Source organism: Flavivirga eckloniae (genome assembly GCF_002886045.1).
GTDB classification, from domain to species: domain Bacteria; phylum Bacteroidota; class Bacteroidia; order Flavobacteriales; family Flavobacteriaceae; genus Flavivirga; species Flavivirga eckloniae.
In genome coordinates this window covers 987,312-1,004,468 of record NZ_CP025791.1, presented here as the reverse complement: position 1 = coordinate 1,004,468, position 17,157 = coordinate 987,312, and the positions used below count along the sequence as shown (strand labels likewise).

Here is a 17,157-nt window from a genome sequence, read left to right as displayed (position 1 = left end):
TATAAAGTATTTTGTATTTAAAAATCCCCTCCTTAATCCTCCCTCGAGGGAGGAATCTCATTCGGTAAAATTGTCCCCTTGAGGGACCTTTAGGGGTGTTTTCAACGATTTTAAAGAATTTCACATCCCTAATTTTTAATAACTCTATTCCTAATTTGTATTTGAAAAATAAGTTCTTATGGCTTCATAAGCTTGTGATTTAATAGTTTTAACAGTCTGAAGTTTTATATTGAGCCTAGTGGCTATTACGTCATTACTTAAACCCTTTAAGGACAATTTTATTATGTCACGTTTTCTTGAAGAAAGTTGTGATATGGCCGCATCTAGCTGTCTTGTAATCTCTTCTTTATATATCGCTTGATTTGATCTACTGATATCATTTTCAATTAACATAGTATCTTTTCTATAGTTATCTTTAACTTTTTGCTGCTCTAGTTTATTTAAGCATTTGTTTTTTACAGAAGTATATAGATAAGACCGTAAGGTTAATTCATTAGTAAATTCTAGTTTCTTGTTCCACAATTTGATAAATACTTCTTGTACTACGTCTTTACTTTCTTGCTCTGAGTGCAAAAACCTAATGCCATAATGTAAAAGTGCTTTATAGTAAATTTCAAAAACTATTTTAAGAATAGCCTTGTCTTTAATTTTAATAGGTTCTCTTAAAACCATAACATAAAATATAGATTAATAAGTGCACTGCTTTTTATAAGCAGTGCACTTTACATTGGAAAAAAAAGACTTGACTAATTCTAATTTGGAGTGATTACAATATCTCCTGTAAAAAATTCTTCACCATCAATATAAAAAGCATAAGTAAAATCAATAGTTGAGGTATCCTCATTATACGTACCTGTTGCTTCAATTTCTAAGTTTTCACCAGCATTACAATTGTAATTTTGCCTTTCCATAACTGCAGTCCCAGTCGTAGCCCCATCTGAATCGGGTGTAAAGCTGATTTCTAGGGCAGGTAGGAGGCCACTGTCGCAACCCCAGTTCAAAATATCACCACTTATCTCTAAAGTATTGCAGCCACTCTTTCCTGTTCCTGAGACAACAAAAAAACCAGGCTCTTCAACGGTTAAATTTCCATCCCAGATAGCTGTATTTACAACAGGTGTGCAGCTTGAAGCATCAAAAAACAAGGTGGTAGTTCCTGTGCTGTTTATACTGTTGTTTTCATACAAGGTGTAATTAAGAGTTGTAATGCCTGTATCCTGATCGTACTCTCCATCTGCTTCAAGTTCTAGATTACTTCCAGAAACACAATCATAGGCTTGTCTTTCAACAAGAATAATTCCTATGTTAGAGTCAGATTCTTCATATTGTATTGAAATTTCTGCTTCTACATCACAGGTTAATCCTGCTACATCACCTCCTTGTAAGGTTAAAATACTACAGTCATTTTCAATACCAAAAGCAGCGGTTTGCGTACCATTATTTACCACAGCGATCTTTCCCAACCAATCGTTAATGTTTACATCGGGGCAGGGTTCTTCTATTGTAATTGAAATATTTGTGTTTTCTGTAATTTCATTTTTTGAAACAGAAACTACCAAATTCATTTCAGTATTTATTTCAGGATCAAAAGCACTGGCATCCTGAACGATAAGTTCTCCATATGTTTCTCCAATAGAAAGCGCATTGGGTACAGATTGAGATACAATTGTGAATGTTACAGAGCCTTTGTTTGATGTTCCAGGAATATTCCCTATGGTATCTTGTGCGCTTACTGCATAATCTACAAGTACCGTATAGTCTGAGGTAGTTATTACTGTTGGTTTTACTTCTTCTGTATAACAGGAAAAAAAACAACTAATAATACCAATTAAAAGAATGTTATATATATGTTTCATTGTCTTAAAGTTTTAAATTAATCTCTTGGATTTTGAATAATCTCTGGATTAAGTTGAATGTATTTTTCACTGATGGGGAATGCCCAGTTTAAACTATTGGGTTCTATAGACCCAGAAAGGCTTCCAACAGTATGACTTAAAGAAATATTGTCATTGTCAAAACGGTTGTAGCGCTTAATATCAAACATTCGCTGCATGCTGCTCACCATTTCGCGTCTGCGTTCCGCTTTTACGAAAGTGAGTAACTCTGTAGGATCGGTAATCATTAATGGGGTATAAGTATCTGTAAAAAACCTGTTTTCTCTTAGTAGATTTAAACTTGTATTTGCTGCCTCTGTATTACCAAGTCTCGCATTGCATTCTGCTACAATAAGGTACATGTCTGCTGTAGTAATTCCTACTGTAGCATAGTCTTCTGAGTTCAATTGTGATATATACGCAGAGCCATCTATGCTTTGACCAAAGAAATTTTCGAGGGTATCATACCACAAACTACGAGCATCATCAACCTCATAAGAATCTACAAGTTCCTCTGTAGCAAATATGGGGTCTAAAAAGAGATAGCTTTTAGCCCAAATGACCTCTACATTGTTTATTGCCAATGGTTGAAGTATCACATTGGGGTTTTCCTGACTCCTTTCGTCATCATTAATATCTCTAAGAACATCGTTATAGCTTAGTGCTTCATTTGCTGCGTTTAGGGCCAAATTGTAGTTTCCCATATACAAATATATCTTGGCAAGTAAACCTTGTGCTGCTGCTTTTGACGGACGGAAAATGACATTTTGAGGTTGGGAATCTTTTAAGTCATTTAAACCCATAGTAATATCATTTAAAATGTAATCGTATGTTTCTTGAACAGACACTCTTGTTAGGTCGAGTCCTTCAAGCTCTATGCCTTCTCTAATGGGCATTCCTAAATCTGTAGATGCCGAAGCGGGGTCATAATGTACACTATAGATATTCACTAAATTAAAATAGGCAAAAGCGCGGTGTAACCTAGCCTCAGCCTTTAACTCATTTATTTGGGAGCTTGTACCATCTGTAACTTCATCTAATCCTTCCAGTATAAGATTTGCTCCATAAATCTGATTGTAATATAATAACCAATCTAAATCTTCTTCTTGTGGAGAATAAAAACTCTCCTGAAATGTATAGGCTCGTATTTGACGTCTGTTAAGCCCAAAAGACGTAACAATGTCTTCATTTATGTTTTGATTATCTGTTACAAAAGATGGAAGTGAATGTGACCGTCCAAATCCGAGAGATAAACTAGGCTGCATAGGCGGGCCTAATACTTGATCCAACAATGCTCTGTAATCTTGTAAAGTGCTCGGAATAACAGTGCCTTTAGGCTTTATATCTAGGAAAGAATCTCTTGTGCATCCACTTACAATAAATGCAAAAGCGATGATTATATATATTATTTTTTTCATTTTTATGGATATTAAAATGTTGTGCTTATGCTAAATGTAAATCTTGGCTGTATTTGTATTAATGAATTGTTTGGATCAATATTCCATTTATTAAAATTCCAAACTTTCACATTATTGGCTTGTAGTGATAATTGAAGCTGATCTACTTTTAATGCTTTTAACGTTTTAGCATCAAAAGCATAGGATAGAATAATTTCTTGCAGTCGTATGGTAGAAGCGTCATCCACGAACTTGTCTGAAGAAAGGTAATTCTGGTAACCACTGGCAAAAAGATCTGTAAAGCTAGATATTTGTGCGGGTACATCTGTCGTATTTTCATCACCACGTTGTTGCCATCGATTGTTAAAATCCCTGAATGTGTTCCCAAAGGATGCAGCCGGATCAAATACATCACTATTTCTAAAAACATGCCCTGCGGTAAATGTTGTTAACGTACGTAACGACCAGTTTTTATACGATAAATCATTAATCCAGGAACCATAATAGACAGGTACTTCTGTACCCATTTTTACCAAGGCATCTGTGCTTGTAATATCTGTCGTAAAATCTACAATCTCACCAGTTTCATCAATAAATTGGGGCCTTCCGTTTTGATCTAATCCTGCATAATTAAAACTGTAAATAGTGCCTAATGCATTGCCTTCTATAGCACCTGTTCCAGTAATGAAAGTAGACACATCAAAGTCTTCTACTTCGGCATTGGTCACTTCATTTCTATTATAGCTAAAATTTGCCTTTGTGGTGTAGTTGAGGTTTTCAGAAGAAACAAGACGTAAGCTAAGCCCTGTATCAATACCCCTATTAGTAAGGTTTCCTACATTTAATAAAGATCCTCTAATGCCAGAAGTAGCATTAAGTGCCCTAAACGAGAGTAAATCTTCGCTATCTTTATTGTAGTAATCTATGTTAGCTTCTACAATGCCATTCCATAATGTTATATCCAAACCAAGGTTTGTTGTTCTAGTTTTTTCCAATCTTAATTGTGGGTTTGGCACGGTAGAAACAAAGGCGCTATTGGTTGTAAATACTTCATTGCCTTGAAAAAAACCTGCTTGTAAGAATGGACTGGTAGAAGTATCTACATTTCCATTGGTACCATAGGTAGCTCTAAATTGCAAATCTGAAATTGCAGCAAGATTGAAGAAATTTTCATTTGCAATATTCCATTTAACACCTAAAGAGTACAATGGGATATTTCTAAATTCTTTTGATGCCCCAAAAAGATTCGTATCATCTAATCGTGTACTTCCTGTAATGGTATAACGATCATCATAGGTATACCCTAAATTTGCATAATAAGACAAGAATCTGTTTTCTACAAAGCGATCTCTAGAAGGGTTGGGTATTTGTTCAGCATCTTGAAAAACGGCAAGTTCATACGTAGTCGTAAAGTCTGGGTTTGCATTTGTGAGTGTTTCACTATTATAACCAAAAAGCCTACGTTCTCTTCGTTCTACAGTTACCTTTCTTGCTTCATACCCAATAATACCGTTTACTTTGTGTTGTCCATTTTTAAAATCGTTATCATAATTTAATTGTGTTCTAAACGTATGTGAGTTAAGATTAGTTTCTACAAAATCTGCAATGCTTCCATCAGGCACAGGAGTAGATGTTATCGTTCCATCTGCATCTCTCTGAGTATACAGATTAATAAGGTTTCTAGTTACAAATCGTTCTTGATTGTAAATATTATTAGCGTTTCCAGAAGACGTTTCGTACTGATAACTCACTTCTGCTTTCAAAGCATCACTAATGTCATAAGATAAAGCAGTCTGAAATCGTAATTCGGTTTGTCTTGCTGTGCTATTATGATTGTCGAATTCTTGTTTAATATTATATTCCCAAGGGTGTAAAAAACCACTGTCTAATGCTAATTGTGAGGTTTGAGCATTTGAACCAATACCAACAGTTGGCAAGTAATTCCCATTAGTGTCTAAAATTTGGGTATTTAAAGGAATCTGGAATAAATATCCTAACGGATCAACATCAGAACTTTGTATAGATTGCAAATCGGGATTTGATGTAGAAAAACGTTGTTTAGTAAAAGAAGTATTAATATTTGTTCTTAAATGAAGCTTAGAATTAAAATCAAAGTTGTTTGTAATATTTGCAATTATCTGATCACTCTTATCATTTAATAAATCTTCTTTATTACCATTATAGGTCAATGACGCTCTGTAGTCGTTATTTTCGCCTCCGCCGCTAAGGGCAATAGTATATTGATTCCATATCTTCGGACGAACAAATAAGCGCGTATATTCATCTCTACCATCAATACGTCTTAATCTGTCCAATCTATTTTCGGCTTCTTGTGATGTTATTAGGCCTTCTTGAGCTAACAGTAAAGCTTCAATTACAGGGTGTACTACTTCAAAACTGGTTTGGTTTAACGCTCCAGAAAACAACACGTCCGAATCAAAAATTCCTGCGTTAAACAACCCTTCATAAAAATCTACTTGTGCATCTGCAGAGGCTAAATTGTTATCTGTAAGATTAATAGTAGGAGTAAAACTTGTCGTTACATTGGCATCTACGGATAATGATTTACTTTTTTTTCCGTTTTTAGTTACAACCACAATCACACCATTGGTAGCTCTAATGCCCCATATGGAAGCTGCAGCAGCATCTTTCAAAATGGTAATACTCTTTATGTCGTTTGGATTAATGTTATTGATACTTCCCTCAATTGGAAAACCGTTTACCACAACTAATGGAGAGGTATTTGCATTGATAGAACTCAAACCACGAATAATAATTCTATCTATATCCCTACCAGTACCATCACCATTAAAAAGCACTCCCGAAACTTCGCCATTTATTTTTGATAATATATTTTGATCGGTTTTACGCTTAAGCGTTTTTTCTCTTACATTTTCAAAAGAACCCGTTGCACGTTCTTCAGGAATTTTTTCATAACCAGTATATAAAATATCTACATCGTCTAATACTATTGTCGAATATTTCATTACCACATCATAAACCGTGTCCATACCAACAACTATTTCCTGGTCTATAAAGCCAATACCTGTAAAATACAACGTGTCACCAACGGCAGCTCGGATTTTATAAGAGCCATCAAAATCTGTAAATGCGCCTTGTTGCGTCCCTTTAATAATAATATTTACACCAGGAATAGGATCGCCATAACTATCCAATACCCGTCCTGTAATTGTTTGTTGATCTGTTATAGTGGAAGTAGAGGTTTTAATTGACTGAACGGGCTTATTTATTTGAGGTTTAGATTTGTTAAATAGCCTAAGTATGACTTGCCTATCTACAATTGTAAATTTTACATTGGTACCTTTAAATAGTCGTTTCAAAACTAACTTTAATGATTTGTTTTCTACATTAATAGTTACTTTTCTATTTATATTTATACTATTTGAATTGTATAAAAATTTAAAATTTGTCGATGCCTCAACTTCTTCAAATACTTTTTCAATGGATTCGTTTTCAAAACTCAAACTAACTTTAGTCCCTTGTGAATAGCCATTTGCCTGAATTTGAAGAAATGTAGAGAAAAACAAAATATAGGTTAGTTTCATCTTTAAATCGGGCTTGTACAAATTGTTGAGTACCCGAAACTCATTTAAAAGTTTTTTCATATTTTTAAAGTGCTTTTAAAGTGATTAATTAGATAGTTAATTGCTTGCTTAAAAACCGAGTGATGTTCGAGCATCACTTGGTTTTGTTTTTTATTCTATTCGTATTTTATTTCCTTTAATAGTATACTCTAATTCATAACTTATTTTAAAGTATTGCATAACTTGTTCAATGGTTTCTGTATCGAAACGAGCAGTGAATTTTTGAGTTAATAATTTTGTGTTATTGTTTTCAATTTTTACATCATATTTACGCTGTAGTTTTTTAATAATCGTTTCGAAATCATCGTCTTTAAAGACCAATGAACCATCCATCCAACTGGTAAAAGGATTTGTTCTTACCTGTGTTTTATTAAACTGGACTTTACTTTTGTTAGTAATTGCTTGTTCGTTTGGCTTTAGTACCATCGAGTTTTGAGGATTCATTATCTCTGTTAATTTGATAGCGCCTTCTGTGAGCGTTGTAATAATTATGTCATCGTCTGGGTAGGCAGATACATTAAATTGTGTACCCAATACTTCAATGTTTTGAACTATCGATTCGACTATAAAAGGACTATTAGCATTTTTAGCAACGTCAAAAAATGCCTCACCAGAAAGAGAAACGATACGTTTTTTGTCTTTTGAGAAACGAACAGGATACTTTAGGCTACTTCCTGCATTAAGGTGCGCTATCGAGCCATCGCTTAGCTGAACTTTAAACTGTTGCCCATAAGGAATACGAATAATGTTATAACCAGTCAATTTACTATTGCTAGTATTCTGATATGTTAAACGGCCATTGTTTAGAATACCTATTATACTTTGTGCTTTTGTACGTACCGTATCTGTTTGACTTAATACAAGACGCTGTATAGAACCGTCTTCTAACTCGAGTTCTACAAAATTAGAAACTTCAACAACTGGGGATTTCCACTGCGATTTTATTAAAAAACCAAGACTAAGGGCTATAATAAAAATTGCTGCATACTTGAAATAAGGTTTTAATTTTTGCTGAAACCTTACTGGGGATATTCTACCCTTTATCCTTTCAAAAGATGCTAATCCGTTAAAATCGACACCATCAGTTATTAGTAAATAATCATCTTTAACAATGCTCTTAAAAATCCCAAGATTGGTAGCGTCTTCTAATGCTAATTCTAAATTCTTTAATTCACTATCTGTAATAGTATTTGACAGAAATTTTTCGGAAAGAACAACAATATCAGGGTTGTACATAATAAACTTATTTATAGATATGACGTTTTAAAATGAAAAAATACTTAAGAGGTTGTTAATTATTTTGTTTTATTTGTTATTTAAAAGTTAATTTATAAAGTCAGGAATGCTACCCAAAAAAAGAGTAAAATACTTATATGTTGCGATGAAAAAGGGCGACAGAGAAGCCTTTGAAGCGCTTTATAAGTTATTTTATGAGCGCTTGTCTAAGTATATTTTAAGTATTAGTAAAAATACAGTTGAAGCTGAAGATATTGCTCAAGAAACACTTATTTGGTTGTGGGAGTCGCGAAAAGATATTACGATCAACTCTTCATTAAATGCCTATTTATACCGTTCCGCACGTAACAGGTATATGGACTTATATCGAAAAAAGGAACGCCGTAGTAAATTAATAGAAGAAATACGCCAGGATATTATTATTTACATTGAAAACTCAGATGCTGTAGAAAAAGAACTTCGTTTAAAACAATTATATGCGGCTATTGAAGAACTCCCGGAAAAATGTAAAGAGATTTTTATTTTAAGCAAGCTTAAGCGATATAAGCAGAAAGACATCGCTATACAATTGAATATATCTCAAAGAACTGTTGAATCGCAAATACGTAACGGTTTACTGGCTATTAGATCCAAATTGGATATCAATTAGAACACCTACCATAGTACATTCATTATTCCTTTTTTTATTTTTTTTGAAAAAATTGTCCTCTTCAATAGTACCATTTCACTTTTCGCCTGTATTAGTGAAAAAGAAGAACAGTGAAAGACGTTTTTTATATAGCAAGGCTTACAATAAAAAAATGGTTTGGTTTTCAAACTGAGAGGGAACAAGAGGCTCTTGATGCACATCAGGAAATACTAAATAGTACCTCTCAAAAAGAAATTGAAGAAAATCTTGAGAGTTATAATGTGATCGATTTGGACGCCGAGTGGGATGATTTTGAAAACTTACTTTCAGTACATAAAAAGACATCAAGTCATAGAATCATTTCGTTTAAACCATACCTAAAATATGCTGCAATTTTTGTTGGATTACTTGTAGGAAGCTATTTTTTTATTGACAATCAGGATGTTTCCGGAATTCCTCCTGTAATTGCACTAAATGAATTGACATCGGCACAAATAACGCTGGAAGATGGCAGGGTTATTCGTTTAAATGCTTCAGAAAGAAAAGAAATAAGAAATAAAAAAAGTGAGATAATAGCTGTAGCATACAACAATGAAATAAACTATGTTTCTATTTTAAATACTTCAGAAAGACAACAACATATATTAACTGTTCCTTTTGGTCAAAATTTAAAAGTACGTTTAGCCGACGGAACAAAAATATACTGCGATGCAGGTACTACCATCACGTATCCAACTCATTATTACAGAGACACTAAAAGAAACCTTCATCTTATAGGACAGGCATATTTTGATGTCGCAAAAGATAAAGATCATCCATTTATTGTGACTACAAAAGATATGAAGATTGAGGTATTGGGGACTCAATTTAATGTAAATGCTTATCCAGAAAATTTAAATACAAGCACTGTTTTAGTTGAAGGAAGTGTGGCTATACAACCTACAAAAAAACCGAAGGCGTCGAAACAGTTTCTAGTCCCCGGACAACGTGCTGCCATACAATCGCGGTCTGGAAAATTAAAAATAACAGATGTTAACACTTATAATGCAACCTCGTGGGTGTCTGGGAAACTGGTATTTAAAAAGACCCCTTTTAATACCATTTTAGAAACGCTTTCAAGAAAGTATAATATAACGATCATCAATAAGAATGAATACTTGAGTAAGCAATTATTTACTGCCAAGTTTGATGTTGAAACACTCGAGCAAATATTAGAGGCATTTAAAGCAGACACACCATTTACGTACACTAAGAAAGGAAATACATTAACTATTAATTAAAAATATGTTATGAAAAACATCATAAGAAACTGTATATATATCATTACCATTTGTATCCTACTAACGGGGTTTTCACAAGAATTATCTGCTCAAAAACACTATACGCTTTCTGGAACCATCAAGGGAATTCCTGATGTAGAAATTAAAATGGTAGAAGGGGAACAAGTAGATTTAGCAAAGATAATTTCGACTTCGAAAATTAAAGACAGCAAGTTTGAATTTTCTGGACAGATAGATAACATTAAATTAGTGTCATTAGTATTTAAAAAGGCAAAAGAAGACGAGGTTTCTTATTTCGTTCCGTTGGTATTAGATGAAGGAGAAACTACGATCTCAGTGGATGCTTCTATCTGTTTTGATGATCCCTCGAATAGCCATTTACTAGTATCGCCTAACCTTGTAATAGCCTCTCAAATAACAAAAGATTTCCAGACATATATTAAAGCAAGAATGGATTTAATGTATACTGAAAATGGTAAAAAACAAACCGCTTTTACTGAAGATTTTGAAAAAAATATTAAGCCCACAGGCAACGAACCTAGCGAAGATTGGTATGTTAAAAGAAGTGAGTTAAACAGTGCATTATTTGCAGATTATGAAGTGGTTATAAAAACATGTGTTAAGCAACTAAGTAACTCTTTGGCGGGAATCATCATATGTAATAATGCATATTTTGATGTTTTTAGTGTAGCGGAAATGAAAATGATTCTTACCAATTATAAAAAGAATTTTGAAGCCACACCTCAGTTTAAAATTTTAGAAAAGAAAATAAATAGAATTCTAAATGTGGAAGTGGGGGCAATCGCTCCACAGTTTACGATGGAGAACGATAAAGGAGGGCAAACATCACTTTCAGAATTTAAGGGGCAATACCTATTGGTTGATTTTTGGACAAGTACATGTAGTCCATGTATAGCGAGCTTTCCACATCTTAATAAACTATATAGTAAGTACCATGATGATGGTTTTGAAATTATCCATATCTCAACAGACCATGAAAAAAAATATTGGTATGAAGCATTAGAAAAACATAAAAACCCATGGCCGCAGGTTATAGAAAACGTAGAGGTTAAAAAAGGGGAATCAATTACAGATATATACGTTGTGAAGTACAACCCTTACGTCTATTTACTGGATAAGGAAGGTAGAATAATTGCAAAAAACCCGAAAGACGAAGAATTAGATGCAAAACTGAAAGACATTTTTGGACACTAATAGCTGGGTTACTAAAAAAGGGAATACATTAATCATTAATTAAACTATTTTATGAAAAACATCATAAAAAACGGTACTTATATCATTACCATTTGTATCCTGCTAATAGGATGTAAGCAAGAATCACCCGTTCAAAAAGGCTATACACTTTCTGGAACCATATCTGGAATTCCTGATATAGAAATTAAATTAGTTGAAGGAGATTTTATCTACGAAGCAGAGGTCATTTCAACTTCAATAATTAAAGGAGGTACGTTTGAGTTTTCAGGACAAATAGATGATGCCAAAATAGTGTCGTTGGTTTTTCAGAAAAAAAAAGAAGAAGACGTTTTCTATTACATTCCGTTAATTTTAGATAAAGGAAAAACCACCCTAACAGCAGATGTTGCTACTTATATTGAACCTGTAATGGATTCTAATATATTGGTATATCCTAACATAACGACATCCTCTTCAACCACAAAAGATTTCCAAACCTATATAACGGCAAGAAAAGATTTTATGGATTCTGAAAAAACCAGAAAATACAGGGCTATTCTTACTGAATATGATAGCATTAGTAAGCGCACAGGTGAAGCACCCGACGACCCTTTGGTTGATAACGCATTTACAAATTTGTTAGCAACTTTTGAGGCTGCCAAAAAAGAGAGTATCATACAATTAAGCAACTCCTTAGCAGGAATAATCATATTGAACAATGAAAACTTAGAAATTTTTAGTGCAGCGGAAATGAAAATGTTTTTGACCCATGGCAAAAAGAATTTTAACGCGACACCACAGTTTAAGGTTTTAGAAAAAAATATTAATAAATCCATAAACCTGGTTTTGGGTGCAACCGCTCCACAATTTACAATGGAAAATGATAAAGGAGGGCAAACATCACTTTCAGAATTTAAAGGACAATATGTATTAGTAGATTTTTGGGCGTATTGGTGCAAGCCATGCGTAGAAACCTTTCCACACCTTAACGAGTTGTACAGTAAGTACCATGATGATGGTTTTGAAATTGTCCATATCTCTAGAGATCCAAATAGAGCGGCTTGGTATAAAGCATTAAAAACGCATAAAAACCCTTGGCCTCAGTTAATAGAAAAGGAAGAAGCCGAAGAAGAAGAGCTAGTATCGTACACATATAATGTGCCGTACATACCCTATTTCTATTTACTGGATAAAGAGGGAAAAATAATCGCAAAAAACCTTCGCGAAGAAGAATTAGATTCAAGACTGAAAGACATTTTTGGTCACTAATAATTTAAATGCAAGTACCGTGCAGTTTATAAAACACATATGTATATTCATTTTGGTCTTTCAGCTTATAGGTTGTAAGACTAACAACGAAGGTACGTATCAAATTTCCGGGACGATTAACGGACTTGATACTGGTACCATTTCAATTGTTGAATGGACAGGAAATGGCGATGAGTTTATCATAGACCAAACCACTATTAAAGACGGAACGTTTTCTTTTTCTGGAAAAATGCTCCACTCCAAACCTGTTAATATACTTATAAATGAAGTGTATGGTTTCTCATTCTTTTTAGAACCAGAAGATATTATGATTACCATAGATTCTTTCCCAAAAATAGAAGAAGAATTTACGGTTTTAAAACCCATTATTAAAGGGGGTATAGAAAATCAATCATACCAGAGTTTTAGCAGAACTAGAGATTCCATAAAAGCATTACCCAGATTTAAAAAAATAGATAAACTTATCGAACGCTATGCAGTAGCACTTAAAAATAATAATGAACAAGAGATATATGCTATAGAAGAGACGTTAAATGCTATAGAAACAGAACAATACACTTTACTGCATAATACGCGTAAAACATTCATATTAAATCATCCTAAAGCTATCGCAGCACCATATGTTTTGCTTCATGAAGGAGACGGCATGAGTACAGAGGTATTCACAGAGGAAGAACTAGAAGCTATGATAACCAATTTTGATAGTTCCATTGCTTATAGCAGTGATTATAAGGAATGTGTCCACAATTTAGAGGTCATTAAAAAATTGGCTATAGGTAAAACTGCACCAGATTTCACCTTGCAAAATCAATCGAATATCCCTGTTTCATTGAAGGACTATAGAGGTAAGGTTGTGCTGCTTGACTTTTGGACTTATTGGTGCGCACCTTGTGTAGATGAGTTTCCATATTTAAAAGAACTTTATGGTAACTATAAGAATAAGGGCTTTGAAATTATAAGTATCTCGGACGATCCGGATATTGACTCCTGGAAAAAAGCATTGACCGAGAACAATCTTCCCTGGACACAGTGCATCATAGCCTCAGATAAAGAAACCGATGTTTCCAGAAGCTATTATATAGAAGCATTACCCACTAAGTATCTAATAGGAAAGAATGGGGAAATCTTAGATAAAAATCCGGATAGAGAAACTCTAGAAAACATATTAAAAAGCAAATTGAATTAAAATGGCACCATTCTTAAAAACAGCAAGCATGCTATGGTTTTTCATATTTGGGTTACAGACAGTTGTTGCACAAATGCACAAACCTGTTACTTGGCGAACAAGTGTAGTGCAAATTTCTGATACCGAATTTGATTTGATAGCTACATCTGCTATAAAAATAAAATGGCATATGTATTCTCAACAGGTACCCGAAAACGGCCCGCAGCCCACAGTTTTTAGTTTTATAAAAAGTAATGATTTTGAGCTGGTAGACACACCACGAGAAGTAGGCGGTAAAACAAAATACGATCCTGTTTTTGATATGCGCATTACATATTTTGAAAGAAAAGCTGTTTTTAAACAGCGTATTAAAATTAAGAATGGAAATGGCTTTAACGTAAAAGGAAAGGTAGCATTTATGGCATGTGATGATGTACGTTGTATCCCTCCAAAATATGTAGACTTAAGGTTTGATGTGCCTGCAATTTCTACGGAAACAGTTGTTAAAGTAAATACACATTAAAACATGCTAATTCGAAATTCATCTTTGGTAGAAGTTGTTTTTAGCAGTTAAGATATAATGAAACCATTTGTGTTATAAACGGGGCTTATTATAGGGCAGGAAAAATTAAGAGTTTAATAGTATTTGACTAAAAATTTAATTTAAAAGTAGTAATAATGAAAAAAAATCAAATAGCAATTTTTGTCTTGATGATAGCGATGTCTATACAGGCACAAGTATCAACAACAATCCCTTTACCCGAAGATGTAAAAATGGGTAAACTAGATAATGGGCTTACTTATTACATTCTACAAAACGATGAACCCAAAGATCGTGTTAGTTTTTACTTTGCTCAAAATGTTGGTGCAATCTTAGAAGAAGATGATGAAGACGGTCTCGCTCATTTTTTAGAACATATGGCTTTTAATGGCTCCAAAAATTTCCCCAAAAAAGCTCTAGTTAATTTTTTAGAAGAAAATGGCCTTGTATTTGGTCGTGATTTTAACGCTTATACAGGACATGATGAAACGGTATATAATATTGATAATGTTCCTGCTAAAGATGATTTAATAGATAAATGTTTATTGATACTACATGATTGGTCTGGTTCTCTCTCGTTAAAAGATAAAGAGATTGATAATGAACGTGGTGTCATTGCCGAAGAGTGGCGCCAAAGTAGAAGTGGGAGAAGGCGTATTTATAAAAAAGTACAACCTGTATTATTCAATGACTCACAATATGGTAAAAGAGATATTATAGGAAATTTGGACTTTATAAATAGTTTCCCCTATCAATCTTTGCATAATTATTATAAAAAATGGTACCGTCCAGATTTACAGGCGGTTATTGTTGTGGGGAATATAGATGTTGCAAACATAGAACAGAAAATAAAAACGGTTTTTGGAGCTATAAAAATGCCAGAAAACGCAAAAAAACGTCCGTACTATTCTGTTCCAGATTTTAAAGAAACCCAATATATCCTTACCAAGGATCCAGAGGTGACTGTGGCAAGTATAGATTGGACCTTCAAGCAAGAGCTGTCCAAAGTTCGGGATGAATCATCAATGCGTAAAGACTTGGTACAAACCATTACCGCATCTATGTTATCAGATCGTTTACAAGAAAAAACACAGGATCCAAATTCTACGGCACATTATATGGCAATGTCTTATGAACCCCTTGCGCTAGATAAAGGAAGTTGTTCTATAACGATAGCAGCCAAAGATGGTAAAATCAGAGAGGCATTTCAGGAGTTTTATGAAGAATTGGTTCGTGCACAGAATTTTGGGTTTACTACTTCAGAATTTGAACGTATCAAAAAAATAATTCTCAATGAATATCAAGCAGCAGTTAAACAGGAAAAAGATAAGACGAATGATGGTTTGGCAGGAGAATTAAGTATGCACTTTTTACAGGCACAACCTGTAATGAAAGCCAAAAAATCATTGGAAATCGTAAAAAAACAACTTGCCGGTATTACACAGGAAGAAGTAAGTGCGTTACTGCAACAACTTAAGAATACAGACAATAGCATTTTTAGTGTTACCGGACCAAATGATAGCAGTATAAGTTACCCAACAAAAGAAGAATTGCTGGGCTTTATTGCCAACGTAAATAATTTAAAAATTGAAAACTATCAAGATGATACGAATAATAGTCCATTGATTTCCGAAACATTGGAAACCAAACCTGTTCTAAAGAAGTATACCATTAAAGGTATTGAAAAAGCCCAGGGATTTATATTGGCTAATGGCATCGATATGGTACTCTATCCATCCAAAGAAAGCGAAGATGAAATCTCTATGGAAGCAGTTAGTTTTGGAGGGAGGTCAAAAGTAGAAACCGATGATTTATATAGTGCATCTCAAGCTATTTCTTTGGTGGAGAATTCTGGTCTCGGTGATTTTACACAAACACAACTCTCTAAGAAAAGGGCAGGTAGCCGCATTCTTCTAAGACCAGATATGTCAGAATTTACCGAATCTATATTTGGAATAACCACTCGCAAGGATTTAGAAACATTACTACAGTTAACGTACCTCTATTTTGAGAATCCTCGTTTTGATAAGGCTCTTTTTGAGTCTCAGAAATCATCGATTAAAGAAGCTATACAAAAACGCTATAAGCAACCTAGAAACGTATTTATGGATTCAATAAGACGTGCAATAACCAATAAGAACAAGCGAAGTCTTCCACTTACTTTAGAAAATTTAGATAAATTAACTTTCGAAAAAGCCAGAAATATTTACAAGCAACGTTTTGCTGATGCTGGTGACTTTACATTTGTAATTTCAGGTAACTTTGATGTTGAAAAAGTATTGCCTTTGTTTCAGAAATACCTAGGGAATCTAAAAACTGATAATACAAAGGAAAAGTGGATAGACCACAATTTGAAACCAAAAGATGGGGAAACATTAATTTCCTTTAATCAAAAAATGGAAACACCAAAGACCACGGTGTTCTATCAATTATCTGGTGATATTTTATATTCTGAAAGAAATAAAATATTATACAATATCATAACAGGAACTTTAGATAGACGATATACTCAAACCATACGTGAAGCAGAAGGTGGTAGTTATGGGGTAAACGTTTCGGGAGGGTTGTCAAGAATCCCTAATGATAAATTTAAAATTAATATTGAGTTTGATTGTAATCCGGATAAAGCTGAAAAGCTATTAACAATTGTACCTGAAGAAATAAATGTCATTGCAGAAAAAGGACCCAGTGCCTTGAATCTTAAAAAAGCAAAAGAAACCTTAATTAAAGGCAGGACAGAAGCAGTTAAAATAGACTATTTTTGGAGTGAACAAATTCTTCAATATAAGCTACACGGCAGTAATTACCTCAGTCTTAAAGAATATAAAAAATTAGTAGAAACAATCACTGAAGAGGATGTCAAAAACTTTGCAAAACAACTACTTAACAACAGTGACGTAGTTGAAGTGGTAATGAATCCAGAAAAGTAATAGTTTCTTTGAGTATTTATATGAGTTTTAATTAGTCA

At 33.7% G+C, this 17,157-nt stretch carries 12 protein-coding genes; 7 read left to right on the top strand and 5 right to left on the bottom strand.

The annotated features are described in order from the left end of the window. Positions 1 to 150: 150 nt before the first annotated feature. From C1H87_RS04090 to C1H87_RS04070, 5 genes are all read right to left on the bottom strand, one after another. On the bottom strand, positions 151 to 672 hold the full coding sequence (locus C1H87_RS04090; RefSeq protein WP_102754594.1) for a sigma-70 family RNA polymerase sigma factor: 522 nt from the start codon (positions 670 to 672) through the stop codon (positions 151 to 153). Between the two features lie 80 nt (positions 673 to 752). After that, entirely contained in the window at positions 753 to 1,856 is a 1,104-nt protein-coding gene (locus C1H87_RS04085) for a cadherin repeat domain-containing protein (RefSeq protein WP_102754593.1), read from the bottom strand. Between the two features lie 17 nt (positions 1,857 to 1,873). Further along, the gene (locus C1H87_RS04080) at positions 1,874 to 3,292 is read right to left on the bottom strand and encodes a RagB/SusD family nutrient uptake outer membrane protein (RefSeq protein WP_102754592.1); all 1,419 of its coding nucleotides are present in this window, start codon (positions 3,290 to 3,292) and stop codon (positions 1,874 to 1,876) included. Positions 3,293 to 3,303: 11 nt separating this feature from the next. Next, positions 3,304 to 6,897: a SusC/RagA family TonB-linked outer membrane protein gene (locus tag C1H87_RS04075; protein ID WP_102754591.1), complete on the bottom strand. Its 3,594-nt coding sequence runs from the start codon at positions 6,895 to 6,897 to the stop codon at positions 3,304 to 3,306. A 90-nt stretch (positions 6,898 to 6,987) separates the two neighbouring features. After that, positions 6,988 to 8,112 carry a FecR family protein gene (locus tag C1H87_RS04070; RefSeq protein ID WP_102754590.1) on the bottom strand — a complete coding sequence of 375 codons (1,125 nt, stop codon included), beginning with the start codon at positions 8,110 to 8,112 and terminating at the stop codon, positions 6,988 to 6,990. A 106-nt stretch (positions 8,113 to 8,218) separates the two neighbouring features. Between C1H87_RS04070 and C1H87_RS04065 the strand changes: the two genes are divergently transcribed. The 7 genes from C1H87_RS04065 (at position 8,219) to C1H87_RS04035 (ending at position 17,119) form a co-directional block, all read left to right on the top strand. Beyond that, positions 8,219 to 8,761: an RNA polymerase sigma factor gene (locus C1H87_RS04065; RefSeq protein ID WP_102754589.1), complete on the top strand. Its 543-nt coding sequence runs from the start codon at positions 8,219 to 8,221 to the stop codon at positions 8,759 to 8,761. A gap of 110 nt (positions 8,762 to 8,871) precedes the next feature. After that, positions 8,872 to 10,020, top strand: a complete 1,149-nt coding sequence (locus C1H87_RS04060) for a FecR family protein (RefSeq protein WP_102754588.1) — start codon at positions 8,872 to 8,874, stop codon at positions 10,018 to 10,020. Positions 10,021 to 10,029: 9 nt separating this feature from the next. Then, a complete protein-coding gene (locus C1H87_RS04055; protein ID WP_102754587.1) occupies positions 10,030 to 11,235 on the top strand; it encodes a TlpA disulfide reductase family protein in 1,206 nt (401 codons plus the stop codon). Positions 11,236 to 11,286: 51 nt separating this feature from the next. Continuing rightward, positions 11,287 to 12,483, top strand: a complete 1,197-nt coding sequence (locus C1H87_RS04050; RefSeq protein ID WP_102754586.1) for a TlpA disulfide reductase family protein — start codon at positions 11,287 to 11,289, stop codon at positions 12,481 to 12,483. Between the two features lie 19 nt (positions 12,484 to 12,502). After that, complete coding sequence (locus tag C1H87_RS04045; protein WP_158655116.1) at positions 12,503 to 13,669, top strand: TlpA disulfide reductase family protein; 1,167 nt, start codon at positions 12,503 to 12,505, stop codon at positions 13,667 to 13,669. 1 nt (position 13,670) lies between these two features. Next, a complete protein-coding gene (locus C1H87_RS04040; protein WP_233783336.1) occupies positions 13,671 to 14,171 on the top strand; it encodes a protein-disulfide reductase DsbD domain-containing protein in 501 nt (166 codons plus the stop codon). A gap of 155 nt (positions 14,172 to 14,326) precedes the next feature. Next, positions 14,327 to 17,119, top strand: coding sequence for a M16 family metallopeptidase (locus C1H87_RS04035; RefSeq protein ID WP_102754584.1), 2,793 nt, complete (start codon positions 14,327 to 14,329; stop codon positions 17,117 to 17,119). The last annotated feature ends 38 nt before the right edge of the window (positions 17,120 to 17,157 follow it).

Excerpts from the sequence above, each read along its gene's own strand:
- C1H87_RS04035 (WP_102754584.1), top strand. The coding sequence starts at position 14,327 with ATGAAAAAAAATCAAATAGCAATTTTTGTCTTGATGATAGCGATGTCT.
- C1H87_RS04040 (WP_233783336.1), top strand. The coding sequence starts at position 13,671 with ATGGCACCATTCTTAAAAACAGCAAGCATGCTATGGTTTTTCATATTT.
- C1H87_RS04050 (WP_102754586.1), top strand. The coding sequence starts at position 11,287 with ATGAAAAACATCATAAAAAACGGTACTTATATCATTACCATTTGTATC.
- C1H87_RS04070 (WP_102754590.1), bottom strand. The coding sequence starts at position 8,112 with ATGTACAACCCTGATATTGTTGTTCTTTCCGAAAAATTTCTGTCAAAT.
- C1H87_RS04055 (WP_102754587.1), top strand. The coding sequence starts at position 10,030 with ATGAAAAACATCATAAGAAACTGTATATATATCATTACCATTTGTATC.
- C1H87_RS04085 (WP_102754593.1), bottom strand. The coding sequence starts at position 1,856 with ATGAAACATATATATAACATTCTTTTAATTGGTATTATTAGTTGTTTT.
- C1H87_RS04065 (WP_102754589.1), top strand. The coding sequence starts at position 8,219 with ATGCTACCCAAAAAAAGAGTAAAATACTTATATGTTGCGATGAAAAAG.
- C1H87_RS04080 (WP_102754592.1), bottom strand. The coding sequence starts at position 3,292 with ATGAAAAAAATAATATATATAATCATCGCTTTTGCATTTATTGTAAGT.
- C1H87_RS04075 (WP_102754591.1), bottom strand. The coding sequence starts at position 6,897 with ATGAAAAAACTTTTAAATGAGTTTCGGGTACTCAACAATTTGTACAAG.
- C1H87_RS04090 (WP_102754594.1), bottom strand. The coding sequence starts at position 672 with ATGGTTTTAAGAGAACCTATTAAAATTAAAGACAAGGCTATTCTTAAA.